Annotated in this window: 20 protein-coding genes; 11 read left to right on the top strand and 9 right to left on the bottom strand. The window is 41.3% G+C overall.

What is annotated here, in order from left to right:
* Positions 1-31: 31 nt before the first annotated feature.
* From HLH18_RS01650 to HLH18_RS01640, 3 genes are read right to left on the bottom strand one after another with little or no spacing between them, the layout of a single operon-like run.
* Positions 32-1339: a DUF445 domain-containing protein gene (locus HLH18_RS01650; RefSeq protein ID WP_171545555.1), complete on the bottom strand. Its 1308-nt coding sequence runs from the start codon at positions 1337-1339 to the stop codon at positions 32-34.
* 30 nt (positions 1340-1369) lie between these two features.
* The gene (locus HLH18_RS01645; protein ID WP_171545554.1) at positions 1370-1924 is read right to left on the bottom strand and encodes a CC0125/CC1285 family lipoprotein; all 555 of its coding nucleotides are present in this window, start codon (positions 1922-1924) and stop codon (positions 1370-1372) included.
* A 51-nt stretch (positions 1925-1975) separates the two neighbouring features.
* A complete protein-coding gene (locus HLH18_RS01640; protein ID WP_171545553.1) occupies positions 1976-2515 on the bottom strand; it encodes a DUF924 family protein in 540 nt (179 codons plus the stop codon).
* A 212-nt stretch (positions 2516-2727) separates the two neighbouring features.
* On the opposite strand from HLH18_RS01640, the gene gshA reads away from it, so the two are divergent.
* Both gshA and HLH18_RS01630 read left to right on the top strand, forming a co-directional pair.
* The gene (gshA, locus tag HLH18_RS01635) at positions 2728-4305 is read left to right on the top strand and encodes a glutamate--cysteine ligase (RefSeq protein WP_171545552.1); all 1578 of its coding nucleotides are present in this window, start codon (positions 2728-2730) and stop codon (positions 4303-4305) included.
* A 17-nt stretch (positions 4306-4322) separates the two neighbouring features.
* Positions 4323-4847 (top strand): disulfide bond formation protein B, encoded by a 525-nt coding sequence (locus HLH18_RS01630; RefSeq protein ID WP_171545551.1) that lies wholly within the window; start codon positions 4323-4325, stop codon positions 4845-4847.
* A 48-nt stretch (positions 4848-4895) separates the two neighbouring features.
* On the opposite strand, the gene HLH18_RS01625 is transcribed toward HLH18_RS01630, so the two are convergent.
* The gene (locus HLH18_RS01625) at positions 4896-6227 is read right to left on the bottom strand and encodes a PGAP1-like alpha/beta domain-containing protein (RefSeq protein WP_171545550.1); all 1332 of its coding nucleotides are present in this window, start codon (positions 6225-6227) and stop codon (positions 4896-4898) included.
* Between the two features lie 253 nt (positions 6228-6480).
* On the opposite strand from HLH18_RS01625, the gene HLH18_RS01620 reads away from it, so the two are divergent.
* Entirely contained in the window at positions 6481-7062 is a 582-nt protein-coding gene (locus HLH18_RS01620) for a YqiA/YcfP family alpha/beta fold hydrolase (protein ID WP_171545549.1), read from the top strand.
* A 14-nt stretch (positions 7063-7076) separates the two neighbouring features.
* Positions 7077-8957 (top strand): DNA topoisomerase IV subunit B, encoded by a 1881-nt coding sequence (gene parE / locus HLH18_RS01615; protein WP_171545548.1) that lies wholly within the window; start codon positions 7077-7079, stop codon positions 8955-8957.
* Positions 8958-9094: 137 nt separating this feature from the next.
* Here the strand turns inward: parE and HLH18_RS01610 are convergent, their stop codons facing one another.
* The gene (locus HLH18_RS01610; protein ID WP_171545547.1) at positions 9095-9598 is read right to left on the bottom strand and encodes a GNAT family N-acetyltransferase; all 504 of its coding nucleotides are present in this window, start codon (positions 9596-9598) and stop codon (positions 9095-9097) included.
* Between the two features lie 108 nt (positions 9599-9706).
* Positions 9707-10438 (bottom strand): outer membrane protein OmpK, encoded by a 732-nt coding sequence (locus HLH18_RS01605; RefSeq protein WP_171545546.1) that lies wholly within the window; start codon positions 10436-10438, stop codon positions 9707-9709.
* 493 nt (positions 10439-10931) lie between these two features.
* On the opposite strand from HLH18_RS01605, the gene HLH18_RS01600 reads away from it, so the two are divergent.
* The 5 genes from HLH18_RS01600 to HLH18_RS01580 all read left to right on the top strand — a co-directional run bounded on the left by HLH18_RS01600 (position 10932) and on the right by HLH18_RS01580 (position 15350).
* A complete protein-coding gene (locus HLH18_RS01600) occupies positions 10932-11309 on the top strand; it encodes an HPF/RaiA family ribosome-associated protein (RefSeq protein WP_131288389.1) in 378 nt (125 codons plus the stop codon).
* A 169-nt stretch (positions 11310-11478) separates the two neighbouring features.
* Positions 11479-12021, top strand: coding sequence for an ankyrin repeat domain-containing protein (locus HLH18_RS01595; RefSeq protein ID WP_171545545.1), 543 nt, complete (start codon positions 11479-11481; stop codon positions 12019-12021).
* A 14-nt stretch (positions 12022-12035) separates the two neighbouring features.
* Positions 12036-12806, top strand: coding sequence for a transporter (locus HLH18_RS01590; protein ID WP_171545544.1), 771 nt, complete (start codon positions 12036-12038; stop codon positions 12804-12806).
* Between the two features lie 17 nt (positions 12807-12823).
* Positions 12824-14665: a protein-disulfide reductase DsbD gene (dsbD, locus tag HLH18_RS01585; RefSeq protein WP_171545543.1), complete on the top strand. Its 1842-nt coding sequence runs from the start codon at positions 12824-12826 to the stop codon at positions 14663-14665.
* A gap of 4 nt (positions 14666-14669) precedes the next feature.
* On the top strand, positions 14670-15350 hold the full coding sequence (locus tag HLH18_RS01580) for a glutathione S-transferase family protein (RefSeq protein WP_171545542.1): 681 nt from the start codon (positions 14670-14672) through the stop codon (positions 15348-15350).
* Here the strand turns inward: HLH18_RS01580 and HLH18_RS01575 are convergent.
* Positions 15347-16546 carry a GGDEF domain-containing protein gene (locus HLH18_RS01575; protein WP_171545541.1) on the bottom strand — a complete coding sequence of 400 codons (1200 nt, stop codon included), beginning with the start codon at positions 16544-16546 and terminating at the stop codon, positions 15347-15349. The two genes, HLH18_RS01580 and HLH18_RS01575, sit on opposite strands and share 4 nt — an antisense overlap.
* Before the next feature lie 260 nt (positions 16547-16806).
* Here HLH18_RS01575 and HLH18_RS01570 point away from each other — a divergent pair, with 260 nt between their 5' ends.
* Positions 16807-17373 (top strand): FMN-dependent NADH-azoreductase, encoded by a 567-nt coding sequence (locus HLH18_RS01570; protein WP_171545540.1) that lies wholly within the window; start codon positions 16807-16809, stop codon positions 17371-17373.
* A gap of 85 nt (positions 17374-17458) precedes the next feature.
* Here HLH18_RS01570 and HLH18_RS01565 read toward each other — a convergent pair whose 3' ends face one another.
* Positions 17459-18370, bottom strand: coding sequence for an alpha/beta hydrolase (locus HLH18_RS01565; protein WP_171545539.1), 912 nt, complete (start codon positions 18368-18370; stop codon positions 17459-17461).
* A gap of 154 nt (positions 18371-18524) precedes the next feature.
* Between HLH18_RS01565 and HLH18_RS01560 the strand changes: the two genes are divergently transcribed.
* Complete coding sequence (locus HLH18_RS01560; protein ID WP_131288364.1) at positions 18525-18962, top strand: DUF2147 domain-containing protein; 438 nt, start codon at positions 18525-18527, stop codon at positions 18960-18962.
* An 84-nt stretch (positions 18963-19046) separates the two neighbouring features.
* Here the strand turns inward: HLH18_RS01560 and HLH18_RS01555 are convergent, their stop codons facing one another.
* A complete protein-coding gene (locus HLH18_RS01555) occupies positions 19047-19394 on the bottom strand; it encodes a Spx/MgsR family RNA polymerase-binding regulatory protein (RefSeq protein WP_131288361.1) in 348 nt (115 codons plus the stop codon).
* Positions 19395-19655 lie beyond the last annotated feature (261 nt).

Genomic DNA, 19655 nt, shown 5'->3' with positions numbered 1-19655 from the left:
TCCATTCATCCAGTTTAAAATGATATTTAAACTAAAGCACCAAATCCACCAAAGCGCGAATAATCCCGAGCACTAAACCAATAAATGCACCCACGACCACGCCATTGACGCGGATCATGTGCAAGTCGCCACCGACTTCATTTTCAATTTTGTCGATCATTTCTCGTGAATCCCATTCATGAATCCGTTCGCTAATAAAACGAATGACTTTTTCACTGTATTGGTCACTTAAATTAACCGCAATCCCACTCATACGGTCATTCAGTAACTGACGTACCGCTGGATTAGAAATGATATTTTCACCGACTTGCTGAATGGCAACTCTTAGGTTTTGTGCAATGCCTGAATCTGGTTTGCGTAAATCGGCTTCAATCGCATCACAGAGAATCACCACGGCACCGCTAATAAAATTCAGTACTTGCGGACTATCCAGCAAGGCATCTTTGGTGCTATTTAAGCGATGACTGGCACTACTTTCGTCATCTGCCAGTTCCAGCATCAACTGATGTCCCATGTCTTCAATTTTTTGACGCCAAGGATGCTGCGGGTCTGCAAGCATCGACTCCACGCGTTCTACCAGTGAATCAATGGTGCGTTGCTGTACATCAATGCCAATCCAGCTTGCGCCTTTCGCCAGTTTCCACACGCCTAATTCTTTGAACAATGTGCGGGTGAGTTGACGGGTTTCTTCGGGATGGGACATCACCCATTCATGGGCTAAATCGAGTCCGCGTTGTAATACATCCTGATGAAAGTCATTTTCCAGAACCGCGCGCAGCATTTCACTGGCCAAGGTATTGATTTGGGTATTGCGTACCCATTGCACGCTATTATTTTGAATAAAGCGCCCAATTTGTTCCTGTCCCACAAATTCAAAAATTTTCGGCACGGTTTGCTGAATGACTTGGGTCACTTGAGCGTTATTTTCAGGTTTGGCTAGCCATTGCCCCACAGCAAGGCTGAGGTCGGTACTTTGCAGACTTTTTTTGACCACTTGTGGCGATAAAAAGTTTTCCTGTACAAAACGGCCCATCGACTCAGCTATTCGCGCTTTATTGCGCGGAATAATTTCGGTGTGATCGAGCATGAATTTAGGAATCGGCATTTTCCCAAACGGGTTACGGAATAGCACGGTAATGGCATACCAATCCGCCAAGCCACCCACGACACCCGCTTCAGCACCGAGCATGAGAATGTGAATTAGCCATACATATTCAGGCATCAGCTTGGCCACCAGCATCAGCAGTAACCATGTTACAACAGCCATGACTAACGCAATGGTGGCAAAGCGTTTACTGCGTTGCAAACTAGACGTTATGGTCGCTTCCGCTGTGGTCATGCAGTATTCCTGTTTATGTGTGGCACATGGTTATTTTGTTTTGGCTGGCACTGGCGGTGCCAAGACTTGTCCAGTGGGACTGAGTCCATATTTGGATCCTAAAGATTGTAAAATCAAATAGGCATCGAAGGCATCACTGGGTGCTTTTTTCTGATCTTTATAACATTCAATGGTATAGGAAACTTGTACCGGGTCAATAGTGACCACACGTGGCATATCATAAAATGGGTCAGGCCAGAAACCCGGGTAACGACGATAATATCCGTATGGATAGTACATTGGGGTGGAGTAGACCACGGCTTGGCGTGGTGGTTGGTTACGATTACTCGGATCATTCAGCACTTTAAAATAACGAAAACCGTTCTGTACCGTGGTTTGAGCGGCTTTAACCAGGGTGATTTCTTCCGCTGTACCAAAGCTCATATTGGGATGGGCCTGGAAGCTGATGCGATAAGATTGCGCATTTAAAGGCGTATTGCTGAATTGACCCAATTGGTCAAAAGTCAGTGGTTTTGAAGGTGTGGTTGTACAGCCAGATAAGGCAATTGCCACGACCATGCTCAGACCCATAATGCTGTTCTTCATGTTAAACCTCCATACCAATTTACTGTGTGAGGGAGGAGACACAATAAATGTTTAGAAACTGCTGTTGGGTTGGGTTAAAAATTCGAGCTCTTCTGCAGTCGAGGGACGCGCTAAAATTTGATTACGGTGCGGATAGCGCCCGAAACGGTCAATAATCGCTTTATGCATTTTTTCGTAATCCAGATTCATGGGATTACCCAGTCGTTGAAATAATTTTAACGCGAATTCATGGATCAATTTCGATTCACTATGCATAAAGGGCATGTATAAAAACGCACGTTGTTCCGGACTTAATTGTTTATCTAAATCCAGGCTAATGGCTTCTTGGGCAAGGGTTAGGGCTAAAGCATCTTGAGCAAAGGCTTGTGCTTGATCCCGGAACAAATTACGCGAAAACTGGTCCAGTACAATAATTTCAGCCAGGCGACCTTCCGCAGTTTTGCGCCAGGACCAAAGCTCGGCTTGTGCAGCTTGCTGGTGAATATTACGAAACTTTTGATTAATTAATGCATCAAAATCATCACTTTTTGCAAACCATAAGGATTGTGTTTCCGGGTTAAACCAAAAGTCCAAAATATCCCGATAATTCATAATATTTACAATTCCTTAGCACTTATTATTCAATACAATCACAAAATGTAGGTGTCTTATAGAGTAACTTTGTGATAAAAATTTGCCAGAAATAAAATCGACATTTTGCTTGAAAACTATACAGGGTGTAATGTGACAGTCCCAAATCACGTTATACTGATATAAACTGATGATTTTATTTTATTAGTTATCTTCCGATAAGCGAGATTGTAATGAGTCAACCCGAATCGACCTCTCAAGTGGTATTACCAGCTTGGGTGGATTCTTCGCTGTTTAAAGGCATGTTGCGCGGTATTGAGCGCGAAAGCCTGCGTATGCAAAGCAATGGTTTTTTGTCGCAAGCATCGCATCCAAAAGCACTCGGGTCGGCTTTAACACATCCGCACATCACTACGGACTATTCTGAAGCCTTGATGGAGTTTATTACTCCTCCGCAAGACAGCATTGAAAAAGCATTAGATTATTTAGAAGATATTCATGCCATTGCCCATCGTCATTTGGAAAATGGTGAAAAGCTGTGGCCGTTGTCGATGCCATGTATGCTGGATGATGACGAAGACAGTATTCGTTTAGCCCAATATGGCACCTCCAATGTCGGTCGTTTTAAGACTTTATATCGTCGTGGTTTAGGTGTGCGTTATGGTCGTCGTATGCAGACCATTTCAGGGGTACATTATAATTTATCTTTCCCTGACCAGGTCTTTGAAGCGCTGCAACAACATGAAACTGATGAAGCTTTAAAAAGTTTAAATTTACAGGATTATCGCAGTCATCGTTACTTTGGTTTAATCCGTAACTTTATTCGTTTAACCCCATTGGTGATGTTTTTGGTGGGTGCCAGTCCTTCTGTATGTCAATGTTTTATGACCGGGCGTGAGCATCATTTATTGCCATTATTAAAAGGAACCTTGTTCCTACCTTATTCAACAGCACTGCGTATGGGGAATTTTGGTTATCAGAACTCTGCACAGAAACAATTGGGCATTCACTACAATAACCTGTCCGGTTATCTAGAAGGCTTGCAGAAAGCGGTAAAAACGCCTTATGCACCATTTAGCCGTTTAGGTTTAACTGATGAACAGGGTGAGCCAATTCAAATCAATGACCATGTGCTGCAAATTGAAAATGAATACTACAGCTTAGTCCGTCCGAAACAGGTGCCTCAAGCAAGGGAAACGCCATCTCAGGCGTTGGAAAATCGTGGGGTGGGGTATGTCGAGTTGCGTGCAGTGGATGTCAATCCGTATAGCCCGATCGGGATCGATGAAAACACCGCGGCCTTCCTGGAAGTTTTGGCCCTACATTGTTTATTACAAGAGAGTCCAGAATTACTGGATCAAGAACAAGAACAGATTGAGCGCAATCAGGCGGAAGTGGTCAATCGTGGTCGTGCCCCAAATGCATTGATTATTGATGCAACAGGTGAACATGCCATTGAAGACTGGTCACGTGTTCAGGTCACAGAAATGCAACCTTTGGCTGATTTACTGGATGCGACTTATAGTACAGACATGTATTCAGCCGCATTGACTGTCATGTTGAAACGTATTGATGAAGTAGATGAAACCCTGTCTGCCCAAGTGATTGCCGATACTTTAGAGAATGGCGGCACATGGAGCTTTGGTAGTTTCATGGCACAACAACATGCAACGACCTATGAGCAGCATAAATTAAGCCCAGATACATTGTCTTATTTTGATGATTTAGCGGTGCAGTCATTGCAACAGCAACAGCAACTCGAGCAAGATAGCAGTCTCAGTTTTGAGCAATATCTTGCCGATTATCGATAAAATTAAGAGGATTCACCATGCAATGGAGTTATCGCTTCGTGAGTGGTTTTTTGTTTTTAGCCAGCGTCATTGGAATGGCGTTTGCGTTATATCTGGAACACGTACAAGGGCTTGAACCTTGTCCGCTGTGTGTGTTTCAACGCATCGGCCTGATTGGGTTGGGGATTGTTTCCCTGGTCGCTTTTTTGCATAACCCGAGTTCAAATGCGGTTAAACGTATTTATACCTTGTTGGGTTCAATCAGTATTCTTTGGTCAGCAGGTGTGGCAGCACGTCATGTTTGGCTGCAAAATTTGCCACCCGATCAGGTTCCAAGTTGTGGTCCAGGCCTAGATTACTGGGTAGAAACCTTGCCATTAAAGTCGGTATTTGAACAAGTGCTGACAGGTTCGGGTGAATGTGCCAAAGTGGATTGGACTTTCTTGGGGCAATCCCTTCCAGTATGGTCATTGGCTTTCTTTGCGGTATTGGCTTTAATCAGTTTATGGCAATTATTGCGTAGTTATCCCTTTGTAACGCATAAAGCTTCGAAAAAGAAATAAAAATTTTCATAAAAAAGCCAACTTTAAGTTGGCTTTTTTATTATCAATTTAAGTCAGTGCAATACCTGATAAGTCTTCCAATTGCAGCCTGTATTCATGCACCTGTTCTTTCACCTGCTCATCTTGTGGTGGATAAAGCCATTTCGCAATTTGTTCAGCCACACTGGGGTGATAGTGAAGTTCAAAATGATTTAAGCCATAGAAAATCGCTTTATGGGATTCAGGCACTTTCAATTGAAAGCGTGGATTGGGATGTTCGCCTAAAGCACTTTTAATACTGACCAGATAATCACCCAGTACATTTAAAGGGCGATTTTTTCTATTTTCATATGCAATTGAGCCGGCAATAAAAAAGGCGTTGATGTGGGAGGGCAAGGGTGCGGGTTTACGATTGTCATCCATACCGCCTATTCGGGCATGATTATGTTCCCAGTCATCATCACGTACGCTGCCATAACGTAAATCCAGAATGCCATTACTGCGAATATTGACGATATGCCGAATGATTTTCACAAAAGGGAAGTGTCCCAGTTTATCCTGCAGGATAAAACCAAAACGTTCCAAAACGGCACCATGATGCGGTGAACCTAAACAGACCAGATTTTCGGTCAGATGTACCCACGGATACATGTTCTGTTTGCCATAAAATAAGGCGCTGCGTAATACCAAGCCCCCCATACTATGTCCAATTAAATCAATGCTGGTAATTAACGGGTTGCGACGAACCAAATCTTCTAAAGTATGGGAAAGACTACGGCCATTGGCAGAGATACGACGCCCGGTGTTGTAGTTGAGGTAAAGCATGGTGTTATGGTCACGCTGTGCCAAAAGCTTCTCACCAATGCCGCCATATCGATGTTTGGACCATTTTAAATGGGACATGCATAAACCATGGACAAAGATCACTACCCGACCGGATAGATCACCTTTTTGCAGTTCACCATAGTGATCGTATAACACCATTGGTAAGGCAAGCGGGTTTTGATATTTTAATAAATAATCCCCGAGTAAACCGTTTAGAACACCGACTAAAAAGTGCAGTAGGGGGGTGAGTGGTTTATCATGCAATTTTGGATATTTTTCAATAATTTGACGTAGGCTGGGTGCCAGTACATAGAGGCCGGAATTAAGCAAAGTATCGTAGGAGAACTGGTACATTTTTTCAATATACGGAATTCGCTGTAATTTTATTGAGCGTTGTTCACTCATGCCAAATAGGCTGATCATGATTTCGCGTTGAATGACCTGGATCAGGTCTTGTAACGCATCCCCTAAACGGGTCGTGACCAATTGAGCCAGACCTTCCAATACATCGGCTTGGCTAGGTGGAGTACGATCCCATCTACAATAGGTTTCATGCAATGGCGTTAAACTTGGCATTTTATCCTATCCTTTTTCTGACCAGGTCCCCCAGGCACTTTATTTTTTCTTGAGATCACGGTATAAATTCTTAGCTTTTAATCTTATAGGGTTCATCTCGAACAGCTTTTACAATAACGATGATTCAGTTTTAGTTGTAATTTTTTTGTCTGACAATTCCTGTAAAATGCAAATTAAAACGAAGCGGTAATGGCGTTCTCGTTTTATTTTAGAATAAATCAGATTCATTTAAATTAATATGAAATAAAAAGCGATGAACATTATTTATTTACATGGATTTCAAAGTAGTGCCTTATCGATAAAAGGGCAACAGCTTAAAGCATTTTGTCAGCAGACCGATGTTCAGGTTTATCTGCCTGATTTAAATATGCCACCCCAACAGGTTTTGGCTTATGTTTCAGATATGATTGCAAGTTTAGATCAAGTGGTTCTGATTGGCAGCAGTCTGGGAGGCTTTTATGCGACACAACTGGTCGCAAAACATGGTATTCCGGCTGTCTTAATTAATCCTGCTATGCGACCATGGCAATTGTTTCATGATTTATTTGGCAGCGAGCACATTCCCTATGTGGTGAATGCCGAATGGACTTTGGATCATACACAACTTGATCAACTGCAGCAGATGGCGCTGCCATTTGTACACGATGCAGACAAAATTTTAGTGTTACTGCAACAAGGTGACGAAGTTTTGGATTATCGTGAAGCACAGCGTTATTATAGCCATGCTTCACATCAGTCCATGATCATCACTGAAGTGGATGGCAAGCATGCGATGGATAATTTCGCAGACAAAATACCGATGGCATTACAGTTTTTATCGGATTGTATAAAATAAGGAAACAGTACAACGTGTCTCAATATACGGCTCAATCACTTGAAGTTTTATCTGGTTTAGATCCGGTTCGTCGTCGTCCGGGGATGTATACCGATACCACTCGTCCAAACCATTTGGCACAAGAAGTAATTGATAATGCAGTGGATGAGGCACTTGCAGGACATGCCAATAAAATCACCGTGACGGTCTATAAAGATGGGTCTTTGTCGGTAGAAGACAACGGCCGCGGCATGCCAGTGGATATTCACCCTGAATATGGTCAAAGCGGGATTGAAATCATTCTGACCAAATTGCATGCCGGTGGTAAATTCAGTACCGATAACTACCAGTTTTCAGGTGGTTTGCATGGGGTGGGTATTTCTGTAGTGAATGCACTCTCTAACCGGGTTGAAGTTGAAGTTCAGCGCCAAGGCAATGTCTACAAAATGGCATTTGAGCATGGTGAACCGGTTTCACAACTTGAAGTATTGGAAGGTAAAGCACCCAAGCGTGCCTCAGGCACCACGGTTCATTTCTGGCCCGATGTAAAATATTTCGATTCACCCAAATTTGCCTTAAAAGCGTTAAAGCATAATTTAAAAGCCAAAGCCGTTTTAGCGGCAGGCTTACAAATTGTGTATGTTGACCAAATTAATAACGAAAAAATTGAATGGCAATTTGAAAATGGTCTGGTTGACTATTTGATGGATGAATTGCAAGACCGTGACATTATTCCATGTCCTGCTTTTGTGGCGACTGGAGAAGCAGAACGCGCCAGTGCTGAATTTGCAATTTGCTGGAATGCGGAAGGCGGTGAACAGGTTCAGGAAAGCTACGTCAACCTGATTCCCACTGCGCAAGGCGGTACGCATGTGAACGGTCTTCGTTCAGGGGTCACGGATGCGATGCGCGAGTTTTGTGAACTGCGTAATTTATTGCCGCGTAATTTAAAGCTTTCTGCGGAAGATGTCTGGGATGGAGTGAACTACATTCTGTCTTTAAAATTTCAGGAACCGCAATTTTCAGGACAAACCAAGGAACGGCTTTCAAGTCGTGAAGCCTCTGCCATTGTGCTGAATATTGCCAAAGATGCCTTTGCATTGTGGCTGAATCAGAACTCTGATATCGGCATGCAATTGGCGGAAATGGCGATCTCGAAGGCGGGGCGTCGTTTAAAAGCAGCCAAAAAAGTTGAACGTAAAAAGATTGTTGCCGGACCAACCTTGCCGGGTAAATTATCGGATTGTGTCGGTCATACGCTGGATGAATCTGAACTATTTATTGTGGAAGGGGATTCTGCGGGTGGTTCTGCTAAACAGGCGCGTGATAAAAATTTTCAGGCAATCATGCCGATTCGCGGGAAAATTTTAAATACCTGGGAAGTGGCTTCGGATGAGGTTTTGGCTTCTCAGGAAGTACATAATATTGCGATTGCCATCGGTGTAGATCCAGGTAGTGATGACCTTTCAGAATTACGTTATGGCAAAATCTGTATTCTGGCCGATGCCGATTCAGATGGTTTACATATTGCGACCTTATTGTGCGCATTGTTTGTAAAACATTTTCCAACCTTGGTGGAAGAAGGGCATTTGTATGTGGCGATGCCGCCATTATTCCGAATTGATGATGGCAAAGACGTCCATTATGCACTGGATGAAGCTGAATTAGAGGCGACTTTAAAGAAAGCCAAAACCAAGTCTCCGCAAATTACCCGGTTCAAAGGCTTGGGTGAAATGAATGCCAGTCAACTTCGTGAAACGACTTTAGATCCTGATACGCGCCGTCTAGTGCAGCTCGATTTAGATGACACACACTTTACTGCAGGTTTACTGGATAAGCTGCTTGCGAAGAAACGTGCCGGTGATCGTAAAGAGTGGCTCGAACAAAAAGGTAATCTGGCCGATCTAGTAGTTTAAACCTGATTACGTTTCTACTTAAAAGCCCGCAAATTGCGGGCTTTCTTATTTAAGTTATTCAATTAAATATGAGTTAAATGAACTTTAGATATTAAAACTTTCTAAATCCTTAAATTTCTAAAAATTTATCTTAACCCTTAATCCAATATCAGCTGCATCAGCACCAAATCACGCCATTGTCCAAATTTTTGTCCTACTTCTGGCATATAACCGGTTTGCTTAAAGCCTAATTTTTCATGCAATACAATGGATGCTTTATTTTCATGATCAATTGCAGCGACCATAACGTGAATATGCTTCTGTTTTGCATGCTCAATCAATTTCAGCATTAAAGTTTTGCCTAAGCCTCGTCGTGCAAAGTCAGGATGGATAAACACAGAATGTTCAACGGTATGTTTAAAGCCATGAATTTGGCGAAATGAAGAGTAATCAGCGTAGCCTGCAATTTTTTTAGATTCCACATCTTCAGCGACGAATAAAGGAAACTGTTGAGCGATGAGATTGTTAAACCAATGATGAAAATCATCTAAAGACTTTTCTCTGTCATTCCAGGTCGCAGTTCCATTTAGAACTTCAGCATTATAAATATCTAGTATTTGTTCTAGATCGTGTGTTTGAGCGGGACGTATTTGAAAGTCCATTGCATATGCCGAATGAATAAATAGAGGTTTTATTTTAGAAATAATTCCATCATTGGGCAATAAAAAAGCAAGACCGAAGCCTTGCTTTTTTGAGGTGAACCAAACGTATTAGAAGTGGTATTTAACCAATGCGCTTACGTTGTTTTCATTTGTATCTGGATTACCGAATTTGTTATTCCAAACTGAATGTTCAATACCGAGGTATAAACGTGTGTCTGGAGAAATGTGTTTACCCGCATTCCATTTCCACTGAGTGGTCCAGTTCAATTCGCTTGCATGATTTGGTTCTTTTTCAGCAGTAGACCAGTCGAGGAAACCATCAACAAGGAAGTCTTCAGAGCCTAATTTAAATGGCACGCCATAAGTGAGTGTCATTTGATAGTCATCTTTTTGAAGTTCATTATTGGCACGATAGAAGTTTACACTCGCATATTGGAAATATGGAATATCTAGATCGAAGCCTACGCCGTATAAGAAGTTATCAAAGTTACTGAAATCATCGTTGTTTGCTTCCCAAGTCGTAGAAACCAACACGTCTTTTACTGGACCAAACGCGAGTTTTTGACCAGTGACTTCACCCAGGCTTAAACGAGGTGATAATTCAAAATAAGTTGATTTATGGTCATCACCACCGCGCATACGGTCAGCAAAGAAGAATACATCTGCATATTTAACTTTGGCTGCATATTCAACAGTCATAGTGGTTTGCTGATCATCTACAACTTCATAGTTTTCACCATAAAGACCAGTCACGCTGAAGTCTTGCCAGATTGGCGCAGCTTGAGTGAGTGCAGCAGTTGAAGCCAATGTGCATGTTGCAAAAATTTGTGTAAGTTTCATTAAAAAAGATCTCCCCCGAGAAGCAAGCAAAGCATACAGATTCTTAAGTAAAAATAAAGCCAAAATTGATCAATGGTTCAAAAATAATGTAACTCGCCCAGATATTTTTGAGGTTAAAATTACACTACAGCTTTTTGATGCTTAAAAAATACAGGCTGATAAAAAAAGCTAAAATGATTTTTAGCCGTTACTTTTGATCAACAAAAAATAATATTAGATTTATCAAATAACTTGGCAAATAAAGTCGAATCACATAACTGCTATATGTATATTAAAAAAATATCAAAATACTACTTGCATATGCTTCGCTTAGACCCTTATATTCGAAGCATAAGGACACGATTCTGCAGACTCACAAGTGTTCATCGTTCAATGTGGAGGAATTCGTTCCAAACTAATTTGAAGATGTTTCGAGCTGTTTTTACAGCAAGTTTAAGCGTGCCAAGATAAGAAGTTTTGCACAAAAGATGTGAATAAAAGAGGATGAAATTATATGAACATTGAAATCCGTACAGATAAAAACATTCAAAATAGTGAACGTTTAATTACTTATGTTCGTGCAGAACTGAATGCAGAATTCCAACGTTATAGCGAACGTATTACTCACTTTTCAGTTCATTTTAGCGACGAAAATGCAGCCAAAGGTGGTGCAGATGATATTCATTGCATGATTGAAGCGCGTCCAGCAGGATTAAAGCCTGTGGTGGTGAATCATCATGGTCATAATATCGATACTGCCATACATGGAGCCATCGACCGCTTAAAACGTAGTCTGGAACATTTATTTGAGAAACTAGATGACCCTCGTGCTGCAGTGCCGGCATTTGCTGAAGCCAGAGATACCGAGGGTGCACAGGATTTAGAAGATTAGGCGGAAATGTGCTTGATTAGATAGGAAAAAAAGCTCTTCGGAGCTTTTTTTATGTGCAGATGTTATAAAAGAAAAATCAATAATAAATATGCTCGTTATACATTTAGCCAAAACAAATCAGCTTTTATTGGGCATAATAGTTTAAAACTGATTGAAGAGAGCTTTCTCCATGTTAACAGCGCAACAACAAGTCTTTGTACAGGCAATAGAAGAACTCGATCTTGCTCAAGTGCAACGCCTTTTGGCAGAAGGTCTCGACCCTAATTTTATTGATCCGGAAAAAGGTCCTGTCATTTCTGTCTGGTCAGACGGTTTGTTTAAATGGTGGGAACAGATTTGTGAAGCTTATGAAGCAGGTTCACCCTTATCTGAACAAGAAAAACAACAGAATTTGGCACTACATATTGAAATTTTAGAAGCGCTGATTCAAGCTAAAGCCAATGTACATTTATGGGATGCTGAAGAACTGTATGGTCCATTATGGGATGCTGCCAGCGCTGCCTGTGCGCCTGCAGTGAAACGCTTACTCGATGAAAAAGTAGATCCGAATAGCAGAGATGAAGAAGGACTCACCATTTTATCTTCAATTAGCGATTTATTCTTTGATTGTGATTTTGATGAAATTAACTGGTCAGAAGCTTTGGCGGAAGAAAAACAAACCTTGGAATTGCTCCGTAGTCACGGCGCTAAAATGAGCAAAGAATTAACATAATTAGCGAGAAAAAAATGTCAGCAGTGAAAATAGTGGCTTTGATTGTTGCGGCAGGTTTCAGTATGAATACGATGGCTGCTGAATTTTCTTTTGACCGTCCAGGGACAGGTTTCGGTACCGGTATTACCCCAGTCGGTCAATTGGCCTGGGAACAAGGTTTACCGAGTCTAAGCTACTCGGAAAGTAAAGATGAAAACGGTATAAAAGTTAAAAACACCACCTTAAATGCTGACATGTTGTTGCGTACCGGTTTGGCCAAAGACCTGGAGTTGCAATTGGGTTGGCAAGGTCCATCCTGGTCAAAAACGAAAACAGCTGGTCAGTCGGTTGAAGAAGATGGTTTGGGCGATGTCAGCATTGGTGTGAAAAAGGCCATTAATCTGGATGATGACAAGCTTTCTATGGCCATTTTGGCAGAAGCGATTCTTGCCACAGGTAATGACAGTTTCAGTAATGAAGATGATATTTACAGCTTAAGCTCTGCCGTAGCGTATGCAGCGACTGATCTCATTACCACTTCAATCACCATGCGTTATGAAGCCCAAAACAGTAATTGGGCAGTGACTGCCGTTCCAAGCATTCAATATAAAATTGCGGATAAATGGTCAGGCTTTTCTGAATTGGTTTATCGTAAAGCAGAAAGTGAAGATCATGAATATGCACTGGGTTCAGGTGTTATCTATGCACTGAATGACCGGGTGCAAATGGATGCCAGTGTGGGTGTTGACTTGAATGGTCAAGATAAAAGCTACCAGTCAGGTTTGGGTGTTTCATTCCTCTTTTAATTAAAAAATAAATGCATATGAAAAAGCATCTTCAAAATAGTGGGTTCTTGTTTTATTCCGCTGTGAGCGGATTTATTTGTAGCGTCATTTTATTGTTTTCAATGACTTTACAAGCACAAGATCAATTGCTCTCTGCAGAAGATGCTTTTTCTTTTTCAGTTGAATCTAATCGTGAGCATGAAGCGCAACTGAATTGGAAAATCCCGGATCGTTATTATTTATATCAACACAAATTTGAAGTCCAGCAAGGGTCTCAGAAACTTGCTTTAAAATTGCCTAAAGCCACCGATTTGTATGATGAAAACTATGGGCAAACCCAAGTTTATTTTCACAATGTCCAATTCAATATTCCGACTGAAGCATCAAAAACCTATCGGGTGACGTGGCAGGGCTGTGCCCAAGATCGTATTTGTTATCCACCACAAACAGTCGAGTTTCAGACCGATGTGGATGGCTTGGTGCTTTTGCAAAATCAGGCCAAATCCAGCAAACGTTTGCTCGATCTTTCCCAGGCATCGAATAGTATAACAAGTAGTAAGACACCTTTTGCAGCTGAACAAAAGACTTCAGAAACTGCTGAACCTCCAGTTGCATTAGATACTGCTCAAGACCAAATGTGGTCGGAAACACTGGCTGAAAATTCTTTATTTTACAGCTTGTTGCTATTTTTTGGCTTAGGGATTTTACTGGCTTTCACGCCGTGTTCCTTGCCGATGTTACCGATTTTGACCTCGTTAATTGTACGGGATAGCAAAGGCTTAAAAGCCTGGATGATTGCTTTGGTCTTTGTCTGTAGCATGGCCATAGTCTATGCCATTTTAGGTTTAATCGCATCATCAGCAGGACTGAACTTCCAGCGCTGGTTACAACAGCCTTCCACACTGATTGCTTTTAGCGCGCTCTTTGTCTTGTTCGCCCTGAATTTATTTGGCCTGTTTGAAATTAAATTACCGCAAGGCTGGGTCAATCGCCTGGATCAGGCCCAATCGATACAAAAAGGCGGCAGCTTAATTGGTGCAGGCATCATGGGCATGATTTCGGCCCTGTTGGTTGGACCGTGTATGACTGCACCTTTAGCAGGGGCGTTGTTATTTATTTCCCAGACCCAAAGTCAGTGGCAAGGGGCATTATTACTGTTCACACTGGGTTTTGGCATGGGTACTCCCTTGCTTCTGGCCAGTGTGTTAGGTTCCAAGGTTCTGCCTAAAGCGGGGCTATGGATGCATCAGATTAAGGTATTCTTTGCCTTTATCATGCTGGCTCTGGCACTGTATTTTATTCGTCCGTTAATTTCTGAAGCTTGGCTACAATGGTTAAGTTTGGGCTTAGGCATCATTTTTATTGCTTATTTAAGCCCTCGAATCATGCGACAAACCGCCCCATTCAAGTGGCTGTATATTTTGGCATTGCTCGTGGTGGTTCCGTATCTGGCCTATACGCAATATCAACACAGTCAACGCTTCTTTGTTAAACAAAGCAGTACTCAGGCAACATGGCATGTGGCTAAAACAGCCGACGAATTTCAGCAGTTATTAACCAGTGCACCCTCTGAGCAAGGCATTATTATTGATGTCTATGCCGATTGGTGCGTCGCATGCCAGCCGATTGAACATCGTGTCTTAAAATCAGCCCAAGTGCAGCAAGCCTTGGCAGCGTATTTTCTGATTAAACTGGATTTGAGTCACTATGATGCAACGCATCAGGCATTGCTGAATCAATGGGATATTTTAGGTCCACCCACGTATTTATTCTTAAATTCAAAACAACAAGAAATTCGTGGTTTACGTTTAACCGGTGCATTTAGCGAAGCCGAATTATTGAAACAGCTCGATCTGTTTCAAAAGCATATAGGACCATAATTTTATGTATCAGCTGTATATTGCCAATAAAAATTATTCCAGTTGGTCAATGCGCCCGTGGTTGCTGCTGAAAGCGTTTAATTTACCATTTGAAGAAATCATCATTTCCTTTCCTTCAGAACGAAATACAGGCACATTTAAACAGGATGTTCTGGCGATTAACCCCAATGGTAAAGTCCCAGTGTTGGTGGATGATGGGTTTATGCTCTGGGATTCCTTGGCCATTTGTGAATATTTGGCAGAACAACATCCAGATCAGGCTTTATGGCCGGAAGATGTTAGGCAACGTGCACGTGCGCGCTGTATCTCTGCAGAAATGCACAGCGGATTTCCGAGTTTACGCAATGCCTGTGGCATGAATATCCGAGCCAATTTAGCCGATGTAGGTAAACGTTTGTGGCAGGAAAATGAAGAACTTCGTCAGGATGTGGCACGTATAGAGCAGATCTGGTCGGAACGTCCAAACGGAAACGGTTTTTTATGTGGTACATTTTCGATTGCCGATGCATTTTATGCACCGGTGGTGACGCGCTTAATGACTTATGCTTTGCCTGTAAGTGATTCTACACGACAGTATATGCAAATCATGCTGCAACATCCTGCGATGCAAGCCTGGATCGATGGTGCACTGCAAGAAGATGCCTGGGTGAATTATCTAGAGTCGTATCAACAGAAACCGCTTTAACACAGCTTGGCTTCACTCAAGAATTCTTCTTGATAGCATTTGACCTGATTACGACCACAGGCTTTTGCCTCATAGAGTGCTTTATCTGCCTGGCTTAACAATTGCTGCGGTCTAAGTTGGGTATTCGATAATGCAATCCCAAAACTGGCTGTGACCTGAATCCTCTCACCCAAATCACTGATTAAATTTAGCTGTTGAATGGCTTGACGACAACGCTCAGCAATAATTTGTGCTTGTTCTAAAGATGAGTTATTTAGAATAAGAATAAATTCCTCTCCGCCAAAGCGACCTACCACATCGCTATCACGAATAATTTGGGAAAGCACTTCACTGACTTTAATTAGGGTTTCATCGCCTTTATCATGGCCATATTGGTCATTAATCCGTTTAAAATGATCTAAATCAATTAATACCAATGCATAAGATGTGGTCGGTTTACGCTCTAACTTTTCCAGACAATAGCTAATACTACGACGGTTAAGCGCATTGGTCAGTGGGTCAATCTGACTTAAATGTTGGATTAATTTTTCTCTATGCCGCCATTGGCTGAGTAAAATTTCAAATAAAATGAGGCAGGTAATCAAAATGGGTGCAATGAAATATATCATCGTGAGAACCCAAAACATATTTTGGTAGGGCAGGCTGTTTAAGTAAAAGATCGGTGCGTAGGGAATGTGACCTTGCAAGCTTAAATAGCCACATAAGATCAAATATAGTGTGGCCGGAATCAACGCATAATAAACAATTTTACGGTTAAACAGCACCAGGCCTACAGTCACCAAACTGATGTAAGAGATCATGGTGGCGGGACTGAGAACCCCGACGATATAGCCATCCCGACATAATGAAATAACAAAAATGGCCACACATAAATAAGGCAACCACTGCTGTACCGCAGGTTTTTTTCGCCAGACGGAACACGGGTAAATCAGCCCAATAAAGACCGTTAGAGAGAGGATGTTGAATCCAAGTTGAAGCTTGAGCAAAGGTAAATTTACCCAGGGCCATACCTCGGGTGAAAGAAGGACAAAAACTTTCCAGACAATCCAGATCACATGCACCAAACTTCCTAAAATAAGCATCAGGATGCATTTATTCAAGACACTCCAGTTCATTACGACTTCATCTTCTATCAGATATTTCGCAATTTTTTCTTTGAAGGAGGAGGTGAGATTGGGTGAAAAGGTTGGCTTCATTCGATAGATATGACCTTTAGATCTTCAAATTATGTATTAATGATGAGTTGATCTGATTTATTTTTAATAATTCACAACATAGCACGTTTTTTTGTGAATAGTAATGCCTATATTTTGTACTTTTAGGTATAAAAATGCATTTTATCCGAATGTTTATTGTTCTAAATATAAAACAGTGTGTTGTGCATAAGGATATTATTCTATTTTTGTTGATCGATTAAACTGCGTTCATTGAATAAATAAACATTAAGGTTTTGAGCATGAAAGTTTTACATATCGATTCAAGTATTTTAGGTGATGCTTCAGTTTCACGCCAATTAAGCAAAGCAATTGTTGATCAATTACAGACTAAACATGCAGATTTAGCCGTGGATTATCTAGATTTAGCTGCACAGCCTATTCCTCATTTAACAGGTGCCATTTTAATGGGGCAAGATGCTGAACAAACTGCGTTAGGTGAAAAAGTTATTCAGCAATATCTTGATGCGGATATCGTGGTGGTTGGTGCTGCGATGTACAACTTCGGTTTGACTTCAACTTTGAAAGCGTGGATTGACCGTATTAGCGTAGCCGGTAAAACATTTAAATATACTGAAAACGGTCCTGTCGGTCTGGCGGGTGATAAAAAAGTTTATATCGCAAGTAGCCGTGGTGGGGTTTATGGTGAAAATAGCCCAGTCGATTTCCAGGAAGGATTTTTGAAAACTGTATTTAACTTCACTGGTGTGAATGATGTCGAAATTATTCGTGCGGAAGGCGTGAATATGGGACCAGAGTTGAAAGACAAAGCAATTTCTAGCGCTTTGACTCAGGTACAAGCGCTGTAATTTTTGAAAATATAAAGCATTCCTTTTGCTTTTGGGTCAGCTTCGGCTGACCTTTTTTATGCCCATCACTTTCTAACACCAAGATTTAATCCCGATCGAGTTGATGTGCAAATTCGGCCAGATCGGCCAAGGCCTGTTTCCCTTCATCAAACCAAGAATGAAACATCTGAAAGTTATGCCACATACCAGTATAAAGTTTATAGGTCAGATCTACACCTGCTTGTTCCGCTTTTTCTTTAAAGCGCTGCGCATCATCCAATAAAATTTCTTTAGAGCCGACTTGAACTAAGATTGGGGGTAATCCGCTTAAGTCTGCAAATAACGGTGAAATGGCAGGGTCTGCGGTATCCATAAATTTGGGTACGTAATAGTCAATGCCTGCTTCTAAAGTTTCAATGGAGAGTAAGGCATCGTGTTTACAGTTATAGCGCAGAGATTCACTGGTCAGGGTCAAATCTAGAAAGGGTGATAACAGTATCAGACCACTGACTTGCGGAAGGCCTTCATCACGGATTTTAAGTGCCAATGCCAATGCCAAATTGGCACCACAAGAGTCGCCCGATAAAATAATATCTTTGGCTTGAATACCTTGACCTAACAGAGTGGTATAGATATCAAAAATTGCATCGCTGGCTTCAGGATAAACAGATTCGGGAGCTAAGGGATAGTCGACATGAAGCACCTGCATTTGTGTACGTGCAGCGACATGGGTTAAAAAGGCACGATGGGTTTTGAGTGAACCTAAAAAGAATGCACCGCCATGAATGTGCAAAATGAGTTGCGATGATTCACTTTGAGGTTTGATTTCTTCAGCGCGTAAACCTGCCAAGCGTAGCGGCCTGATTTGAACTTCTTTGCTGCTTGGAAAGGCACGACACATTTGCTCCAATGCAAAGCGTATCGAGTTGGGAGGCAAGTTAAATTGGCTGGGTTTACGGATGGTGGTTTTTAAGATGCTTTCTGTAATTAATTGTTTCCATAACGGACTTATCTTCATGCTTTTTCCATCTTGTTATATCTTTTAGGGGATGACTGGATATTTACCAATTCAAGTTACAAGATTACACTAAATGGTCACACTGAAAAATTGCAAAAATGTTGTGACTTTTTAATACTAAGCCGTCTATACCAGACTAGGGAAACGAAAAAAAATGAAAAAAATTGCACTTGCATTAGGATTGCTCGGATTAACAGCTTTGGCTAATGCTGCTGATCCACTAAATGGTTCTGTTTGGAAAACGATTGATGACAAAACAAAACAACCGAAAGCAATCGTAAAATTTACTGAGCAAAAAAATGGCACATTATCTGCGAGTATTCAAAAGGTTTTAACGCCAGGTGAAGAAAACGCATGTACAAAATGTGAAGGCCCATATAATAATAAATCTTTAAAAGGTCTAAAAATTGTTCATGGTCTTAAAAATGTGGGTGGTACAAGTTATGAAGAGGGAACAATTTTAGATCCTTCTTCAGGTAAAACCTACAGATTAAAAGGTCAAGTGGTTGAAGGTGGTAAAAAATTAGAGTTACGTGGTTTTATTGGTGTAGCGGTTTTAGGTCGTAACCAAACTTGGATTCGTGCAAACTAATTTCAAGCCAAAATAAAAACTAAGAAAAAGCCTAGTTGATATTCAGCTAGGCTTTTTTCATATGGGTGCTTGAATGTTTCAGTTTTACTTTAAAGCTCGGTAAGCAGCTTCATCATAACCCACGACATAACCTTGCTCAGTTGCGAGTACCGGACGTTTAATCAAGCTGCTATGCGTTGTTAAGGCAGTGATTAAATTTGTTTCATTTTCAAGCGCCGTTTGTTGTTCTTCTGCGCTCAGTTTGCGCCAAGTGGTGCCTTTTTTATTCAAGATGAGATCTTGTCCGACTTCATCTAGCCATTTCTTTACTGTTTCAGCATCAATGCCTTGTTTCTTGTAATCATGAAATTCATACGCCAGACCCAGTTCATTGAGCAGGTCGAATGCTTTCTTCATTGAACTACAATTTTTGATGCCATAAATTTTAAGCATAAGATGACCATTCCATTTTTGATTGCTGGATAGCCTAGCGAAAATTATCTAGAAGCTCTAGAGGGGAATGAAAAGTATTAAAACTAAAAAACCAATGAGATGTCATGAAATTGACATTTAGATTTGCCAATATGGTGCTATAGATTAGAATAACTTTATGATTAAAAATATGGGTTGAATAGATCTAGAAAAAGAGAAAACCCGCATTTAATCATCCTGATCATGCGGGTCTCATTTCAACGTCCATTGTCACATCCTTGC

The organism is Acinetobacter sp. ANC 5414 (assembly GCF_013004295.1).
GTDB lineage: Bacteria > Pseudomonadota > Gammaproteobacteria > Pseudomonadales > Moraxellaceae > Acinetobacter.
The sequence above is the reverse complement of the archived record's forward strand: the minus strand, read 5'-3'. Positions and strand labels throughout refer to the sequence as shown.